Here is a 14250-nt window from a genome sequence, read left to right as displayed (position 1 = left end):
CATCGAAGCGGCGGGCGGTTAACAGTTGTTAATGGTGTTGTTATATAGTAACATTTAAGAGTTGCTGCTATTTGTCCCCTTATTCCTTATTAACTCCCGGTGACTTGTCATGGATAAAGCTGGCTTTATTGCCGCGGCCGACCTGCAGTGCCAGCGACAGGGCGTGAAGCTGACCGCGCTGCGCCGTCAGGTGCTGGAGCTGGTGCTGGCGCACGAAGGCGTGGTCAAGGCCTATCAGGTGCTGGCCGACCTGCAGCGCGAGCGCGGCATTGCCGCGCCGCCGACGGTGTACCGGGCGCTGGATTTCCTGGTGGAAGCCGGCCTGCTGCACAAGGTCGACGCGCTCAACGGCTATATCGTGTGCAGTCATGTCGGCTGCTGCCACGAAGGGCTGATCCTGGTGTGCACCGCCTGTGGCCGCGTCAACGAGCTGGAGGCGGCGCCGGCGCTGGACACGCTGCGACAGCAGGCGGCGGCGCAGGGCTTTGCCATCGCGCAACAAAATCTATTACTGACCGGACTGTGCCAGGCATGTCGAGTATGAAAAAAACCACCGTCAACGTGCTCACCGGCTTTCTCGGGGTGGGCAAGACCACGGCGCTGCGCCACCTGATCGCGCAGCGGCCGCAACATGAAAAATGGGCGATCATCGTCAACGAGTTCGGCGAGATCGGCATCGACGGCGCGGTGCTGGACAACGGCGAGCTGCCGGTGGCCGAGATCGCCGGCGGCTGCCTGTGCTGCGTCGCCGGGCCGCAGATGACGGTCACCGTCGCCAACCTGCTGCGCCGCGAGCGGCCAGACCGGCTGATCATCGAGGCCAGCGGCCTCGCCCACGCCGCCGGGCTGATCGACGAATTGCGCGCCGAGCCGCTGGGCAACGCGCTGCAGGTCGGTGCGGTGATGACGCTGGTCGATCCGCGCCAGTTCGCCAACAACGACTACTTCCGCCAGCCGCTGTACCGCGACCAGGTGATGATCGCCGACGTGCTGCTGGCCACCAAGTGCGACCTCGCCGACGCGCCAACGTTGGCCGCCTACCGCGACAAGGCCGCCGCGCTGTTTCCGCCCAAGTCGCTGATCGCCGAGATCAGCGACGGCGCCGCCGATCCGGCGTGGCTGGACGCCGCGGTGCAGAACAAGTCGCGCTACCGGCCGGCGGTGCGCCCGGGCGACGCCTCCGGCTGGCAGTCGCAGGGCTGGACCTTCGCGCCGGACGCGGAGTTCTCCGGCGAGGCGCTGACCGAGCTGTTCGACAGCCTGCCGCAACGGGTCGACGGCCTGGTGCGCGCCAAGGGCGTGTTCCGCGTGCTGGACACCTGGCTGTGGCTGAACTGGACCGAAGGGCAGTGGGCGGCCAACCAGGTAGCGTGGCGCCGCGACAGCCGCTTCGAGGTGATCGGCAGCCGTATCGACGCCGACGCGCTGGAAGCCGCCATCCAGGCCTGCGTGCTGCCGGCCGGGAACGGGGCATGAGCGGCATGACACACCCCCATCCGCACGAGCACTCCGCGCACGAACAGCATACGCACGATCACGCGCACGGCGCCGCGCATGCGCACTCCCATCCGCACCCGCACGCCGCCGGCGAGACCTCGCACCTGCCGCGCTGGCGCCTGCTGTCGCTGTCCGCCGGCCAGCGCCTGCTGCTGGCCGCGCTGCCGCTGCTCGCGCTGTGGTTGCTGGTGCACTGGGCACTGCAGGAGGTGGCATGATCCGGCTGGAAAACCTGACGGTGTCCTACCGTCGCCACCCCGCCGTGCACCACGTCAGCGGCAGCTTTGCCGATGGCCAGGCCACGGCGATCTTCGGCCCCAACGGCGCCGGCAAGAGCACCCTGCTGAAAACCATCATGGGCGCGCTGAAGCCGGATGCGGGTCGCGTGCTGATGCGCGGCGTGGCGCGCCGCGATCTGGCCTACCTGCCGCAGCAGTCGGAAATCGACCGCTCGCTGCCGGTGTCGGTGATCGATCTGGTGTCCAGCGGCCACTGGCAGCGCAGCGGCCTGTTCGGCAAGGTTGGCCGCAACGATGACGACGCGTCGTGGAACGCGCTGGTGACCGTCGGTCTGGAAGACTTCGCCACCCGCCCGATTTCCGCGCTGTCCAGCGGCCAGTTCCAGCGCGTGCTGTTCGCCCGCATCCTGGTGCAGGACGCGCCGCTGATTCTGCTCGACGAGCCGTTCAACGCCGTCGACGCCACCACCACCGCCGACCTGCTGCGGCTGGTCGAGCGCTGGAAGGCGGAAGGGCGCACCGTGATCGCGGTGCTGCACGACGAGCAACAGGTGCGCGAGCACTTCCCGCAGACGCTGCTGATGGCACGCGAGGTGATCGCCTGGGGCGACACCGCCGAGGTGCTGACCGCGGACAAGCTGCGCCGCGCCAGCGATACCGCCGCGCACTGGTCGGCCAATGCCCCGGTGTGCCGCGTGGATGGAGTAAGACCGTGACCGATTTCCTGTACCAATGGGTGCTGGCGCCCTTTGTCGAATTCGCCTTCATGCGCCGCGCGCTGGTGGCCTGCCTGGCGCTGGCGCTGGGCAGCGCGCCGGTCGGCCTGTTCCTGGTGATGCGGCGCATGAGCCTGGTCGGCGACGCGATGAGCCACGCGGTGCTGCCCGGCGCCGCGGTCGGCTTCCTGATCGCCGGCCTGAGCCTGCCGGCGATGAGCCTGGGTGGTTTTGTCGCCGGCGTGCTGGTGGCCGGTTTTGCCGGGCTGGCGACGCGTTTCACCGAGATCAAGGAAGACGCGAGCTTTGCCGCCTTCTACCTGCTGTCGCTGGCCATCGGCGTGCTGCTGGTGTCCGGCAGCGGCAGCAATGTCGACCTGATGCACCTCTTGTTCGGCTCGGTGCTGGCGGTGGACGACGCCGCGCTGCTGCTGGTGGCCAGCGTCGCCAGCGTGACCCTGCTGACGCTGGCGGTGATCTATCGCCCGCTGCTGCTGGAAAGCCTGGACCCGGTGTTCCTGCGCGCGGTCGGCGGCCACGGCAGCGTGTGGCACCTGCTGTTCCTGCTGCTGGTGGTGCTGAATCTGGTGTCGGGCTTCCAGGCGCTGGGCACGCTGATGTCGGTGGGGCTGATGATGCTGCCGGCGATCTGCTCGCGACTGTGGGCGGCCAGCGTCGGCGGCATGCTGCTGGCGGCGTTCCTGATCGCCGCGCTGGCGGGCATGGGCGGGCTGCTGCTGTCCTATCACGTCGAGCTGCCGTCCGGGCCGTGCATCATCCTGCTGGCCGGCCTGTTCTATATCGTTTCGCTGTTTGTTGCCCCGCAGGGCGGCGTGTTGCCCCGCCTGCTGCGGCAACGTCATTTGGAGAGTTGAGCGCGTGAACGTACGGAAAATTATTGTGAGCAGCCTGCTGCTGTCGCCGCTGGCGGCGTGGGCCAACCTGCCGGTGGTGGCCAGCTTCAGCATCATGGCCGACATCACCCGCGAAGTCGGCGGCGAGCGCGTCAGCGTGGTGTCGCTGGTCGGCGCCGACCAGGACGCCCACGTGTTCCAGCCCAAGCCGGCCGACGTCAAGAAGCTGGCCGAGGCCAAGGTGTTCGTGGTCAACGGCCTCGGCTTCGAGGGCTGGATCAACCGTCTGAACAAGTCGGCCAACTTCAAGGGCGTGACCGTGACCGCCGCTAACGGCCTCAAGCCGCTGGCGGTGGCGGAAGACGAGCACGGCCACGACGAGCATGGTCACGACCACGGTCGTGCCGATCCGCACGCCTGGCACAACCCGCAGCACGTGCTGCGCTATGTCGACAATATCGCCGCCGGTCTCAGCCGCGCCGATGCCGCCGGCGCCAGCTACTATCGCGAACGCGCCGCCGCCTACAAGGCGCGGCTGCAGGAGCTGGACAGCTGGGCCGGCAAGCAGTTTGCCGCGGTGCCGGCGGCGCGGCGCAAGGTGCTGACCTCGCACGATGCCTTTGCCTATCTCGGCCAGCGCTACGCGATCCGCTTCATGGCGCCGCAAGGGGTGAGCACCGATGCCGAGGCCTCGGCCAAGTCGGTGGCGCAGCTGATCCGGCAGGTGAAAAAGGAACAGGTGAAGGCGGTGTTCATCGAGAACATGTCCGACCGGCGCCTGATCGACCAGCTGGCGAAAGAGGCCGGCGTCAAGGTCGGCGGCAAGCTGTACTCCGATGCACTGTCCAGCCAGCCCGGCGCGCGCAGCTATCTGGAGATGTTCCGCAGCAATGTGACCGCGCTCAGCCAGTCGATGTAAGCAGCTGCCACAGGTGCCAGCCACCGAGTGCCATCACGGCCAGTCCCGCCACCAGGCGGACTGGCCGTTGCTGTTTCAGCTGCTGCAGCCTGCTGGCAAACAGCCCCATCAGCAGCAGGTTGGGCAGGGTGCCGAGGCCGAAGGCCAGCATCACCAGCGCACCCTGTCCGGCACCGCCGGAGGCCAGCGCGGCGATGCTGGCGGTGTAGACCAGGCCGCAGGGCAGCCAGCCCCAGATCGCGCCGGCCAGCAGCGCCTGGCGGGCGGTGCGCACCGGCAGGTAGCGGCGGGTCAGCGGCTGCAGGCGCCGCCACAGCGGCCGGCCCAGGTGCTCGATGCGGGTGATGGCGGCGGACAGGCCGGCCAGGTACAGGCCGAGCAGGATCAGCAGCAGGTTGGCCGCAATGAACAGCGCGGTCTGCAGCGGCTGGTACGCCGCCTGGTTCAGCCCCCACTGCGCGAGGCCGCCGAGCAGCGCGCCGGCGCAGACGTAGCTGCCGATGCGGCCAACGTTGTAGCACAAGAGGTGCCACAGTGGCGCCGCTTGCGACTTGCCCAGCGAAATGGCGGTGACGATGCCGCCGCACATGCCGAGACAGTGCACGCCGCCGAGCAGGCCGGCAAGAAACAGGGACAGCAGACTGATTTCCAGCATGGGTGACAACGCGGGCAAAAATGATGGCCGCTAGTGTAGCAGCCGGGCCCGGTCGCGGCGCGGAACTTGTCGCCGCCGGCCATTTGTAAACGCTGTTTATTGAATGGCCGGCGGCACATCGCGCCGCCGTTTGGCCGGCCGGGAAGGGCTTGCAAAATCAGCGACATAGTCCATGGTTAAAGCTAGCAAAGCCGCGCCAATGCTCGAAAAGTAGCTGTTTTTCCCGGTGAATCCACGCTGAATAACGCTGTTGGATATTGCGCCCCAGCCGGGCGTTGCCGAGGCTGGAGGAGTGCCACATGACCCAAAAAATCATTGTCGAACGTCTTGGGCAATCAGCAATTGTCACGATCAACAATCCGCCGGCCAATGTGTGGACGATAGAGTCGTTGCAGGAGTTGGCCCGGGCGATGGACGCGCTGACGGCCGACGCCGCCATCCGCGCGGTGGTGCTGACCGGTGCCGGCGAGCGCTACTTCTCGGCCGGCGCCGATCTCGCGCTGTTCGGCGAGGGCGCGGCCGCGCACGCCGGCAAGGTGGCGGACGCGTTTGCGCTGGCGTTTGACGCAGTGCGCCACTACCCGGGTGTGACGGTGGCGGCGGTGAACGGTTTCGCGCTGGGCGGCGGGCTGGAGTGCGCGCTGGCCTGCGACTACATCGTGGCCGAGCGTGGTGCCAGTCTCGGGCTGCCGGAGGCGCGTGTCGGGCTGATACCCTGTGCCGGCGGCACCAAGGCGCTGACCGACCGCGTCGGCGTGCCGTGGGCGAAGCGCCTCATCCTCGGCGGCGAGTTCGTCACCGCCGACAAGGCGCTGGCCATCGGGCTGGTGGAAGAAGTGGTGGAAAGCGGACTGGCCAAGATCGTGGCGCTGAGCCTGGCGGCACGGGTGCGCGAGCAGTCGCCGCAGGCGATCCACGCGGCACGGCGGCTGATCGAGGCCAGCCCGTCGCAAACGTTGGCCGCACAACTGGCGGCGGAAAAGGCGGCCTTCCTGGCGCTGATCGGCAGTGCGGAACAGCTGGAGGGCGTGCGCGCCTTCAACGAAAAGCGCGAGCCGGGCTGGGCGGCGCAGGACGACGACTGAACGTCATCCCGCCCGTCTGCCCATGAAAAAACCGGCCAGCGGCCGGTTTTTTCATGGCGGAAGCACGCGGGCTTACTGAGCCTTCTTACTGGACCTTGGCGCTGGCCTTCAGCGACTTGATCAGTGCCTCGACGCGCTGCGACTGGATGCGTTGCTCCAGTTGCGGACGCAGGGCTTCCAGCGGCGGCGCCGCTTCCACTTTCACGTCGTTCAGCTTGATGACGTGGAAGCCGAAATCGGTCTTCACCGGGATCGCGGTCACCTGGCCCTTGGCCAGTTTCACCATCGCCTCGGAGAACGGCGCCACGAAGGTGCCCGGCTCGTTCCAGCCCAGGTTGCCGCCGTTGTCCTTGGAGCCCGGATCCAGCGATTTTTCCTTGGCCAGCTGCGCGAACGGCTTGCCTTTTTTCAGCGCCTCGATCACGGACTTGGCTTCGGCTTCGGTCTTCACCAGGATGTGGCTGGCGTCAAAGCTCTTGCGCTCCGGGAACTCGGCCTTCACCTTGTCGTACTCGGCGCGGGCCTGGGCGTCGGTCACCGGGTTGGTGCGCAGGTGTTCCTTGATCAGGCGGTTGGCCAGTGCCATCGCCTTGGCGTTCTCGATTTCGGCGAGGTAGTCGGCGGACTTGTCCAGGCCCTTCTTCACGGCTTCCTGACGCAGGATTTCAGCGGTGATCAGCTGATCCTTGACCATTTGCGCCATTTCCGGCGTCGATTTCTGGCCTTGCGCTTCCATCATGCGGGTGATGGCATCGATACGCTGCTGGCTGATGGCAACGCCATTGACCGAAGTGGCGAACGCGCAAGCGGTGGCGGTCAGCAGGCTGACGGCAATCAGGGTCTTTTTCAAAGGGAAGTTCATCGGGGTTTCCAGTGGTTATTGAATGTTGGCTTTCTGACGCAATTCGCCGATCGCGTCACTAATCGCTTTGTCCTGCAGATCGCGGGCGATCTGCGGCTTGATGGTATCAAAGGGCAGCGGCTTCGCGTCGCGGATGTCCTCTACCTTGAACAGGTGCCAGCCGAGGCCGGAGCGCAGCGGCTGGGCGCTGAACTTGCCTTTGGGAATCGCTTGGAGCGCGGCGGCCAGCGGCGGTTCCATGGACGCCAGATTTCCCCAGCCCAGGTCGCCGCCACGTTCACGGCTAGGCTGGTGGGTGGACTTGCTGGCGGCCAGGGTTTCGAACTTGGCGCCTTTTTTCAGCTCGGCCAGCACGCTGTTGGCGTCGGCTTCGCTGTTGACGATGATCTGGCGGACTTTCACTTCCTTCACGCCATTAAAGCGCTCGCTGTACTGCTGGTAGGCCGCCTTCAGCGCGCTGTCCGACACCGGGCTGGTGCTGAGGCGCTGCTGGAAGAAGGCCTGCTGCAGCAGTTCGGTGCGCGCTTCGGCCAGCTGTTGCTGGAATTCCGGCTTCTTGTCGAGGCCGGCCTTGGTGGCGGCCTGCACGATCAGCTCGCGATTGATCAGGCGCTGGCGCACTTCTTCGCGCAGGGCCGGGCTGTCTTTCAGCTGGCCGCCGCTGTTGCCGATGACCTGTTTCACCGCCTGATCCAGGGTGCTGCTGTCGATGGTGGAGCCGTTGACGGTGGCGACCGGCGCGGCCAGGCTCGGGGTGCTGCCGACGGCAGCCAGCAGCAGGGCCGCGAGAGTGAGTGATTTCTTCATGGGATGGATTTCAGAGATCGTCCGGAGTAAGGGTTTTGAGTGCCAGGGCGTGAATGCCCTGCTGCATCAGGTCGCCGAGCGCATCGTACACCATGCGTTGCCGCTCGATGCGCGACTTGCCGCTGAAACAGGCGCTGACGATCAGCACATTGTAGTGGCCGCCGCTTTTGGCGCCGGCGTGGCCGGCATGGGACGCGCTGTCGTCCTCGATGTCGAGGTGTTCCGGCGCCAGTGCCGCCAGGCGCTGGCGCATGGTTTCGATGATGGCGCTCATGCCGGCAGCACCTTGCGGAACGGCTTGACGCTGACGCTGGCATAGACGCCGGCGGCGACATAGGGGTCGGCCTTCGCCCATTGCTCGGCCGCGGCCAGCGAGTCGAATTCGGCGACGATCAGGCTGCCGCTGAAGCCGGCCGGGCCGGGGTCGTTGCTGTCGATGGCCGGGAACGGACCCGCCAGCAGCAGCCGGCCGTCGTTCTGCAGTGCCTGCAGCCGGGCCAGGTGTTCCGGCCGTGCCGCCAGGCGGTTGTCGAGGGAATTGGGGGCGTCGGTGCCTGTGATTGCGTACAGCATGGTGCCTTTCTGTGTCTCTCAAAAGCGGTCTGGCCGGTGGCAGACCTGCTGCGGCTGCGGTGAAGGCGGGCCGCGGTTCTGCACTGGCCGGCACCGGAATCACTGCGCGCTATCTGCTGAAATGGCGGCCGTGACCGCGATTTCAAGCGGCAAGGCCGGGGGGCGGAGCAATATGTCAGGATTATGCGGTGCCGGGTAGTGGCTGACAAGCCGGCAGGGCTATCACGCCCCTGCCGACTGCGGTACAGTTGCCGACGGCATTGATCGTGACAAGTGGCAGCACGATCGACTCATCATCCATGGAAACAGGGCAGGGAAAGACATGACAACAGGACAGTTTCGTCTGGTGACGCGCAGCGATTTCGATGGTCTGGTCTGCGCGGTGTTGCTCAACGAACTCGGGCTGATCGACGACATCAAGTTCGTGCACCCGAAAGACATGCAGGACGGCAAGGTGGACATCACCGAGCGCGACATCACCACCAACCTGCCGTACGTCGAGGCCGCGCATCTGGCCTTCGACCACCACCTGTCCGAAACCCTGCGCAACGCCTCCGGCAAGCAGAACCACATCATCGACGCCGCGGCGCCGTCCGCCGCGCGCGTGGTGTACAACTACTACGGCGGCAAGCAGCGCTTCCCGATGATCTCCGACGACATGATGGCGGCGGTGGACAAGGCCGACGCCGCGCAGTTTTCGCGCGGCGAGATCCTCGATCCGAGCGGTTGGGTGCTGCTCAACTTCCTGATGGATGCCCGCACCGGGCTGGGCCGCTTCCGCGAATTCCGCATCAGCAACTACGCGCTGATGATGGACCTGATCAAGTACTGCCGCGACCACAGCATCGACGAGATCCTGCGGCTGCCGGATGTGCGCGAGCGGGTCGAGCTGTACTTCGAGCACGAGGCAGCGGCCAAGGCGCAGATCCAGCGCTGCGCCCGTGTCGAGGGCAAGGTGGTGGTGCTGGACCTGCGCAGCGAGACGCTGATCCACCCGATCAACCGCTTCATGATCTACGCGCTGTACCCGCAGGCCAACATCTCCATCCACGTGCTGTGGGGGCTGAACCAGCAGAACACGGTGTTTGCCACCGGCAAGTCCATTCTCGACCGCAGCAACCGCACCAGCGTCGGCGAGCTGATGCTGAAGTACGGCGGCGGTGGCCACGAAGCCGCAGGTACCTGCCAGGTCGACAACGACCAGGCCGAGCGCGTGCTGGCCGAACTGGTGGCGCAGATCAACGCCAACGAGGGCTAAGCGTCCCGCAGCTGTTGCAGCAGTGCCCGCGCGGCAAACAGGTCCTCGCATACCGCCAGGGCCTGTTTTGCTATCGCGGCGGGCGGTTGCACGATGTCCGGCACGATGATCACCCGCATGTTGGCCGCCAGCGCGGCGCTGGCGCCGTGTACCGAGTCTTCCAGCACGATGCAGCGTGCCGGTTCCACCTGCAGCCGCTCTGCCGCCGCCAGGTAGATGTCCGGTGCCGGCTTGCTGTTGGCGACGTCGCTGGCGCTGACCACGTGCCGGAAGTAGGGCGCCAGCTGGCTGCGTTGCAGTTTCAGCTGCGCCAGCGGCCCCTCGGTGGCGGTGCCGACGGCGCAGGGAATGGCCTGCTGCCGCAGCCAGTCCAGCAGCGCCGTGATGCCGGGCTTGAGCGGAATGTCGCCGTGCTGCAGCTGCCGCTGGTAGTACCTCCGGTTCAGCAGCGCCAGTGCCGGCATGTGCGCGGACAGCTCGGGGTGCTGTTGCAGGTGGCGCAGGCAGTGCTGGTGGCTGAGGCCGACTAGCTGGTGCAGGGTGTCCTCGCCGATGCAGGTGCCCAGCTCGCTGGCGGCGTCGCGCCAGGCCTGGGCACAGAGCTGCTCGGTGTCGATCATCAGTCCGTCCATGTCCAGCAAAATGGCGTCGTATGGCATGGTGTGCTTATCCTTGTGTGGCGGGTGGGGTGGCAAAGCCGCGTGGCCTGCTGTCTTTTATCATAAAATGTCCGGCGGGTAGTGGCACCGCCGTGGGCGGCAGGCAAACACAGCGAAAGGTGTTATGGCGTATTCGATACTGGTGGCAAACCCCAAGGGCGGTAGCGGCAAGTCGACGCTGTCGACCAATCTCGCCGGTTTTTACGCGTCGCAGGCGACTAGGGTGATGCTGGGCGACATCGACAAGCAGCAGTCGTCGCTGAGCTGGCTGGCGCAGCGGCCACCGGCGGCGCCGGCGATCCAGGGCTGGCAGATGACCGAGGGCCTGGCCAAGCCGCCGAAGGACACCCAGGTGGTGATCCTCGACAGCCCTGCCGGGCTGGACGGCAAGCGGCTGCGCGCGCTGGTGAAGAAGGTCGACCGCGTCATCGTGCCGATCCAGCCGTCGCCGTTCGACATGTGGGCCAGCAGCGAATTCTTTGACGCCTTGCTGGCGGAGAAGGCGGTGCGCAAGGAAAAGACCTTCGTCGGCGTGGTCGGCATGCGGGTCGATCCACGCACCCGCTCCGCGCGCGAGCTGGAAAGCTTCCTGTCGCGCTACCAGGTGCCGGTACTGGGCTGGATCCGCGATACCCAGTTCTACGTGCAGGCCGCCGGCGCCGGGCTGACCCTGTTCGACCTGCCGCCGGCACGGGTGCGGCGCGACATCGAGGCGTGGCGCCCGATCCTGTCCTGGCTCGACAATTAGCGCTTGACGCCCCGATTTTGCGCTGCGTATAGTCAGAACCGTTTGCCCTGCGCCCATCAGCGCCGCAGGGCGGGAAAATTGCAAGCGAAAGCCGCCCGGCTTTCGCTTTTTATTTGGGGACGCCCAAAATCTGCACCGCTATCCGGAACGGCGGTGCGGCACCATTCCGCGAATGGTTTCCCGAATGCAATCTGGAGTGACAGCTGATGATCCACACCGAACTCAATTACGGCGATGTCTATCTCGTTCCGAAAAAAACCGTCGTCGACAGCCGCAAGGAGTGCGACACCTCGGTGCAGTTCGGCCCGCACCGTTTCGCGATGCCGCTCTATGCGGCCAACATGAAGAGCGTGGTCGACGCCGAAACCTGCGAATACTTCGCGCGCCGCAACTGGTTCTACACCATGCACCGCTTCGATGTCGACGCCGTGGCCTTCGTGCGCGACATGCAGGCTCGGGGCCTGTTCGCCTCGATCAGCGTCGGCGTCAACGGCGACACCCGGCAGCAGCTGGTGGCGCTCAAGGCCGCCGGGCTGAGCCCGGAATACATCACCCTCGACGTGGCCAACGGCTGGTGCGTGAAGGCGGAGCAGATGATCCGCTTCATCAAGCGCGAGTTCCCGGCCAGCTTCCTGATCGGCGGCAACATCGCCACCGCCGAGGCGGCGCGCGATCTCGAAGCGTGGGGATGCGACGCGATCAAGGCCGGCATCGCCGGCGGCCGGGTGTGCATCACCAAGAACAAGACCGGCTTCCACCGCCCGATGGTGGCCACCGTGCGCGACTGCGCCGCCGCGGTGTCGGTGCCGGTGATCGCCGACGGCGGCATCGTCGAGCACGGCGACGTGGCCAAGGCGCTGGCCTGCGGCGCGAGCATGGTGATGGCCGGCTCGCTGTTTGCCGGCTACGACGAATCGGCGGGCGAGATCGTCGAGATCGACGGCAAGCGCTACAAGGAATACTTCGGCAGCGCCTCGCAGTTCAACAAGGGCGAGTACAAGAACGTGGAAGGCAAGAAGATCCTGGTCGAGTACAAGGGCAGCATCGCCCGCCTGCTGCTGGAGCTGCAGGAAGACCTGCAGTCGTCGGTCAGCTACGCCGGCGGCCGCGAGCTGTCCGCGCTGCGCACGGTGCAGATGATCGCCGTCGCGCACTAGGGCGGTGAGGGGGCCGGTCTGCCCGTTGGCAGGCCGGTCCGGTTCTGGCCGCGCGGCGACGGGCGGCAATCGAGATAAGGTGAGGCCGTGTTGTCGCTCCCGTTACGCCGCAGTCTGGCCGCCGCCGGCTGGTGGCTGTTTTCCGTTTATCTGTTGTTGCTGAAGCCGGCCGGTGCGCCGTCGGCGATTCCCCATTTCGACAAGCTGGGCCACGCGCTGCTGTTCGCGGTGTGGGCGTGGCTGCTGGCGCGCAGCCTTGCCGCCCGCCAGCGGCCGCCGTTGCGGCCAACCTTGTGGCTGTGCCTGGGCTGGGCGCTGCTGTCCGAGCTGGCGCAGGGCAGCCTGACGCTGACCCGCAGCGCGGAGGCGGGGGACGTGGTGGCCGACATGGCCGGCGCGCTGATCGGCCTTTACCTGTGGCGGCGGGGCAAGGGTCGGTGACGCTTGCGGCCAAGGTTGGCCGCAAGGCAAGGCGGGCCGCTCAGGTGCTGTCGCGCGCCAGCAGCCGGTAGCCGAGGTCGACCCGGGTCGCCGCCGGCGCCTTGCCCGCCATCAGCTGCAGCAGCATGGCGGCCGCGGCCTTGCCGATGTCGTAACGCGGGGTGTCGACCGTGGTCAGCGACGGATTGCTCCACGCCGAGGCGTCCAGGCCGTTGAAGCCGGCAATCGCCAGCTGCTGCGGGATGGCGATGTGGCGGCGCTGGCACTGGAACAGCACGCCCAGCGCCAGGTCGTCGTTATTGCAGAACACCGCGTCGCAGTCCGGCGCCTGCAGCAGCAGGCGGTCCAGCAGCCGCGAACCGAGCCCGACCGAGGACGGGCTGGCCTCGGCCAGTTCGCGGTGCGGCTGGTACAGGCCGGCCTCGCGCAGCGCGGCACGGTAGCCCTCGCCGCGCTTGAGGGTGCGCGGGTCCAGCTGTGCCGCCAGAAAGGCGATGCGGCGATAGCCCTTGTCCAGCAGGAAGCGGGTGAGGGCGTAGCCGCTGTCGTACTGCGAGAAGCCGACGCAGGGGCTGTCGCCCTGTTCCGCCAGCTCCATCATGTGCACGGTGGGAATGGCGGCGGCCTGCAGCAGTGTCTGTGCCGCCGGGGTGTGGTCGAAGCCGGTGATCAGGATGCCGTCCGGGTTGTACTCCAGATAGGTGCGCAGCAGCTTTTCCTCGGCCTGCGGCGAATAGCGGGTGTCGCCGATCAGCATCTGGTAGCCGGCCGGTTGCAGGGTGTCGTGGATGGCGGCGAGGGTGTCGACAAACACGGTGTTGGACAGCGACGGCACCAGCACCACCACGCTGTGCGACTTGGCCGACGCCAGCGCGCGCGCGGCGCGGTTGGGGACGTAGCCCAGCAGCTGCACGGCGTCATCGATGCGCTGGCGCAGCGCTTCCGAGACCAGCTCCGGCTTGTTCAGCGCGCGGGAAATGGTGATGGCACTGACACCGATATGGTTGGCAACATCGCTCAAGGTGGTCCGGCTCTGGCCGGTGCGGGGTTTGCGTTCGCTCATGGGCTGCCATTGTAAGGGGGAGGGCGGCTTGCATCGCCGGATTCGATGTTGCGCTGCACGATCAAAACTGCTTTACCTTGCCGAATGTTAGCGCTAACCTTCGAGCAACCTTAGCACCCGGTGCCGCTTTGCTCAAGCACCGGACACCAGTGGCCGCGCGATGCGGCTTTTCATTCACCTGAATATGTTAACGCTAACATGAATAAAGCACCGATGATTGTGGTGATGGGCGTATGCGGTTGCGGCAAGAGCGAGATCGGTCGCCGCCTGGCCGCGGCGCTGGACACCGGCTTTGTCGAAGGCGACGACTTCCACCCGCCGCACAATGTGGCGCGGATGGAGGCGGGCACGCCGCTGACCGATGCCGACCGCCAGCTGTGGCTGGAGACGCTGCGCGACAAGCTGGCCGCCGCCGCGCACGCCGGCCGCGGGCTGGTGTTGTCCTGTTCGGCGCTGAAACGGCGCTACCGCGACCTGCTGCGCGAGGGCGAGGCCGCCGCCGTGTTCGTGCACCTGCACGGCAGTCGCGCGCTGATCGAGGCGCGGATGCAGGCACGGCAGGGCCATTTCATGCCGCTGGGCCTGATCGACAGCCAGTTTGCCGATCTGCAGCCGCCGGCGGCGGACGAGCGCGCCATTGCCGGCGACATTACCCTGCCGCCGGACGAGCTGGTCCGGCACATCCTGCAGCAGCTGGCTGCACTGTCATGAGGAGTA

Annotated in this window: 19 protein-coding genes; 12 read left to right on the top strand and 7 right to left on the bottom strand. The window is 66.7% G+C overall.

Going from position 1 to position 14250, the window contains the following annotated elements; translation table 11 throughout:
- The first annotated feature begins 109 nt into the window (after positions 1-109).
- Genes IE100_RS10885 through IE100_RS10860 form a run of 6 tightly spaced genes read left to right on the top strand, consistent with a single transcriptional unit; the run spans position 110 to position 4225 of the window.
- Positions 110-544, top strand: a complete 435-nt coding sequence (locus IE100_RS10885; RefSeq protein WP_189374109.1) for a Fur family transcriptional regulator — start codon at positions 110-112, stop codon at positions 542-544.
- Positions 532-1476 (top strand): CobW family GTP-binding protein, encoded by a 945-nt coding sequence (locus IE100_RS10880; protein ID WP_189374108.1) that lies wholly within the window; start codon positions 532-534, stop codon positions 1474-1476. The genes IE100_RS10885 and IE100_RS10880 overlap by 13 nt, the downstream gene beginning before the upstream one ends.
- On the top strand, positions 1473-1715 hold the full coding sequence (locus tag IE100_RS10875) for a hypothetical protein (protein WP_189374106.1): 243 nt from the start codon (positions 1473-1475) through the stop codon (positions 1713-1715). Before IE100_RS10880 ends, IE100_RS10875 begins: the two co-directional genes overlap by 4 nt.
- Positions 1712-2452 carry a metal ABC transporter ATP-binding protein gene (locus tag IE100_RS10870; RefSeq protein ID WP_189374105.1) on the top strand — a complete coding sequence of 247 codons (741 nt, stop codon included), beginning with the start codon at positions 1712-1714 and terminating at the stop codon, positions 2450-2452. Before IE100_RS10875 ends, IE100_RS10870 begins: the two co-directional genes overlap by 4 nt.
- A 50-nt stretch (positions 2453-2502) precedes the next feature.
- Positions 2503-3327 carry a metal ABC transporter permease gene (locus tag IE100_RS10865; protein WP_189374248.1) on the top strand — a complete coding sequence of 275 codons (825 nt, stop codon included), beginning with the start codon at positions 2503-2505 and terminating at the stop codon, positions 3325-3327.
- A 25-nt stretch (positions 3328-3352) separates the two neighbouring features.
- The gene (locus IE100_RS10860; RefSeq protein ID WP_229800339.1) at positions 3353-4225 is read left to right on the top strand and encodes a metal ABC transporter substrate-binding protein; all 873 of its coding nucleotides are present in this window, start codon (positions 3353-3355) and stop codon (positions 4223-4225) included.
- Here IE100_RS10860 and IE100_RS10855 read toward each other — a convergent pair.
- Positions 4209-4880: a sulfite exporter TauE/SafE family protein gene (locus tag IE100_RS10855; RefSeq protein WP_189374103.1), complete on the bottom strand. Its 672-nt coding sequence runs from the start codon at positions 4878-4880 to the stop codon at positions 4209-4211. The two genes, IE100_RS10860 and IE100_RS10855, sit on opposite strands and share 17 nt — an antisense overlap.
- A 299-nt stretch (positions 4881-5179) precedes the next feature.
- On the opposite strand from IE100_RS10855, the gene IE100_RS10850 reads away from it, so the two are divergent.
- Entirely contained in the window at positions 5180-5965 is a 786-nt protein-coding gene (locus IE100_RS10850) for an enoyl-CoA hydratase (RefSeq protein WP_189374101.1), read from the top strand.
- A gap of 85 nt (positions 5966-6050) precedes the next feature.
- Here the strand turns inward: IE100_RS10850 and IE100_RS10845 are convergent, their stop codons facing one another.
- From IE100_RS10845 to IE100_RS10830, 4 genes are read right to left on the bottom strand one after another with little or no spacing between them, the layout of a single operon-like run.
- The gene (locus IE100_RS10845; protein WP_189374098.1) at positions 6051-6827 is read right to left on the bottom strand and encodes a peptidylprolyl isomerase; all 777 of its coding nucleotides are present in this window, start codon (positions 6825-6827) and stop codon (positions 6051-6053) included.
- A gap of 15 nt (positions 6828-6842) precedes the next feature.
- Entirely contained in the window at positions 6843-7634 is a 792-nt protein-coding gene (locus IE100_RS10840; RefSeq protein WP_189374097.1) for a peptidylprolyl isomerase, read from the bottom strand.
- 10 nt (positions 7635-7644) lie between these two features.
- A complete protein-coding gene (locus IE100_RS10835; protein ID WP_189352417.1) occupies positions 7645-7908 on the bottom strand; it encodes a BolA family protein in 264 nt (87 codons plus the stop codon).
- On the bottom strand, positions 7905-8207 hold the full coding sequence (locus tag IE100_RS10830) for a YciI family protein (RefSeq protein ID WP_189352416.1): 303 nt from the start codon (positions 8205-8207) through the stop codon (positions 7905-7907). The genes IE100_RS10835 and IE100_RS10830 overlap by 4 nt, the downstream gene beginning before the upstream one ends.
- 322 nt (positions 8208-8529) lie before the next feature.
- Here IE100_RS10830 and IE100_RS10825 point away from each other — a divergent pair, with 322 nt between their 5' ends.
- Positions 8530-9465 carry a DHH family phosphoesterase gene (locus IE100_RS10825; RefSeq protein ID WP_189374095.1) on the top strand — a complete coding sequence of 312 codons (936 nt, stop codon included), beginning with the start codon at positions 8530-8532 and terminating at the stop codon, positions 9463-9465.
- On the opposite strand, the gene IE100_RS10820 is transcribed toward IE100_RS10825, so the two are convergent.
- Positions 9462-10124: an HAD family hydrolase gene (locus tag IE100_RS10820; protein WP_189374093.1), complete on the bottom strand. Its 663-nt coding sequence runs from the start codon at positions 10122-10124 to the stop codon at positions 9462-9464. The genes IE100_RS10825 and IE100_RS10820 overlap by 4 nt on opposite strands.
- Before the next feature lie 124 nt (positions 10125-10248).
- Here IE100_RS10820 and IE100_RS10815 point away from each other — a divergent pair, with 124 nt between their 5' ends.
- The 3 genes from IE100_RS10815 (at position 10249) to IE100_RS10805 (ending at position 12470) form a co-directional block, all read left to right on the top strand.
- Complete coding sequence (locus IE100_RS10815) at positions 10249-10872, top strand: nucleotide-binding protein (protein WP_189374091.1); 624 nt, start codon at positions 10249-10251, stop codon at positions 10870-10872.
- 206 nt (positions 10873-11078) lie between these two features.
- Positions 11079-12029, top strand: a complete 951-nt coding sequence (locus IE100_RS10810; protein WP_189374089.1) for a GMP reductase — start codon at positions 11079-11081, stop codon at positions 12027-12029.
- 90 nt (positions 12030-12119) lie between these two features.
- Positions 12120-12470: a VanZ family protein gene (locus tag IE100_RS10805; protein WP_229800338.1), complete on the top strand. Its 351-nt coding sequence runs from the start codon at positions 12120-12122 to the stop codon at positions 12468-12470.
- Between the two features lie 40 nt (positions 12471-12510).
- Here IE100_RS10805 and gntR read toward each other — a convergent pair whose 3' ends face one another.
- Positions 12511-13533, bottom strand: a complete 1023-nt coding sequence (gene gntR / locus IE100_RS10800; protein WP_189374088.1) for an HTH-type transcriptional regulator GntR — start codon at positions 13531-13533, stop codon at positions 12511-12513.
- A gap of 198 nt (positions 13534-13731) precedes the next feature.
- Here gntR and IE100_RS10795 point away from each other — a divergent pair, with 198 nt between their 5' ends.
- A complete protein-coding gene (locus IE100_RS10795; RefSeq protein ID WP_229800337.1) occupies positions 13732-14244 on the top strand; it encodes a gluconokinase in 513 nt (170 codons plus the stop codon).
- The last annotated feature ends 6 nt before the right edge of the window (positions 14245-14250 follow it).

Source organism: Vogesella alkaliphila (assembly GCF_014652475.1).
Lineage (GTDB): Bacteria > Pseudomonadota > Gammaproteobacteria > Burkholderiales > Chromobacteriaceae > Vogesella > Vogesella alkaliphila.
The sequence above is the reverse complement of the archived record's forward strand: the minus strand, read 5'-3'. Positions and strand labels throughout refer to the sequence as shown.

Bases quoted from the DNA above. Each gene is read 5' to 3' on its own strand.
- IE100_RS10850 (WP_189374101.1), top strand. From the start codon at position 5,180: ATGACCCAAAAAATCATTGTCGAACGTCTTGGGCAATCAGCAATTGTC.
- IE100_RS10885 (WP_189374109.1), top strand. From the start codon at position 110: ATGGATAAAGCTGGCTTTATTGCCGCGGCCGACCTGCAGTGCCAGCGA.
- IE100_RS10855 (WP_189374103.1), bottom strand. From the start codon at position 4,880: ATGCTGGAAATCAGTCTGCTGTCCCTGTTTCTTGCCGGCCTGCTCGGC.
- IE100_RS10845 (WP_189374098.1), bottom strand. From the start codon at position 6,827: ATGAACTTCCCTTTGAAAAAGACCCTGATTGCCGTCAGCCTGCTGACC.
- IE100_RS10840 (WP_189374097.1), bottom strand. From the start codon at position 7,634: ATGAAGAAATCACTCACTCTCGCGGCCCTGCTGCTGGCTGCCGTCGGC.
- IE100_RS10835 (WP_189352417.1), bottom strand. From the start codon at position 7,908: ATGAGCGCCATCATCGAAACCATGCGCCAGCGCCTGGCGGCACTGGCG.
- IE100_RS10795 (WP_229800337.1), top strand. From the start codon at position 13,732: ATGAATAAAGCACCGATGATTGTGGTGATGGGCGTATGCGGTTGCGGC.
- IE100_RS10825 (WP_189374095.1), top strand. From the start codon at position 8,530: ATGACAACAGGACAGTTTCGTCTGGTGACGCGCAGCGATTTCGATGGT.
- IE100_RS10870 (WP_189374105.1), top strand. From the start codon at position 1,712: ATGATCCGGCTGGAAAACCTGACGGTGTCCTACCGTCGCCACCCCGCC.
- IE100_RS10865 (WP_189374248.1), top strand. From the start codon at position 2,503: ATGCGCCGCGCGCTGGTGGCCTGCCTGGCGCTGGCGCTGGGCAGCGCG.
- gntR (WP_189374088.1), bottom strand. From the start codon at position 13,533: ATGAGCGAACGCAAACCCCGCACCGGCCAGAGCCGGACCACCTTGAGC.
- IE100_RS10815 (WP_189374091.1), top strand. From the start codon at position 10,249: ATGGCGTATTCGATACTGGTGGCAAACCCCAAGGGCGGTAGCGGCAAG.
- IE100_RS10820 (WP_189374093.1), bottom strand. From the start codon at position 10,124: ATGCCATACGACGCCATTTTGCTGGACATGGACGGACTGATGATCGAC.
- IE100_RS10830 (WP_189352416.1), bottom strand. From the start codon at position 8,207: ATGCTGTACGCAATCACAGGCACCGACGCCCCCAATTCCCTCGACAAC.
- IE100_RS10810 (WP_189374089.1), top strand. From the start codon at position 11,079: ATGATCCACACCGAACTCAATTACGGCGATGTCTATCTCGTTCCGAAA.
- IE100_RS10880 (WP_189374108.1), top strand. From the start codon at position 532: ATGTCGAGTATGAAAAAAACCACCGTCAACGTGCTCACCGGCTTTCTC.
- IE100_RS10875 (WP_189374106.1), top strand. From the start codon at position 1,473: ATGAGCGGCATGACACACCCCCATCCGCACGAGCACTCCGCGCACGAA.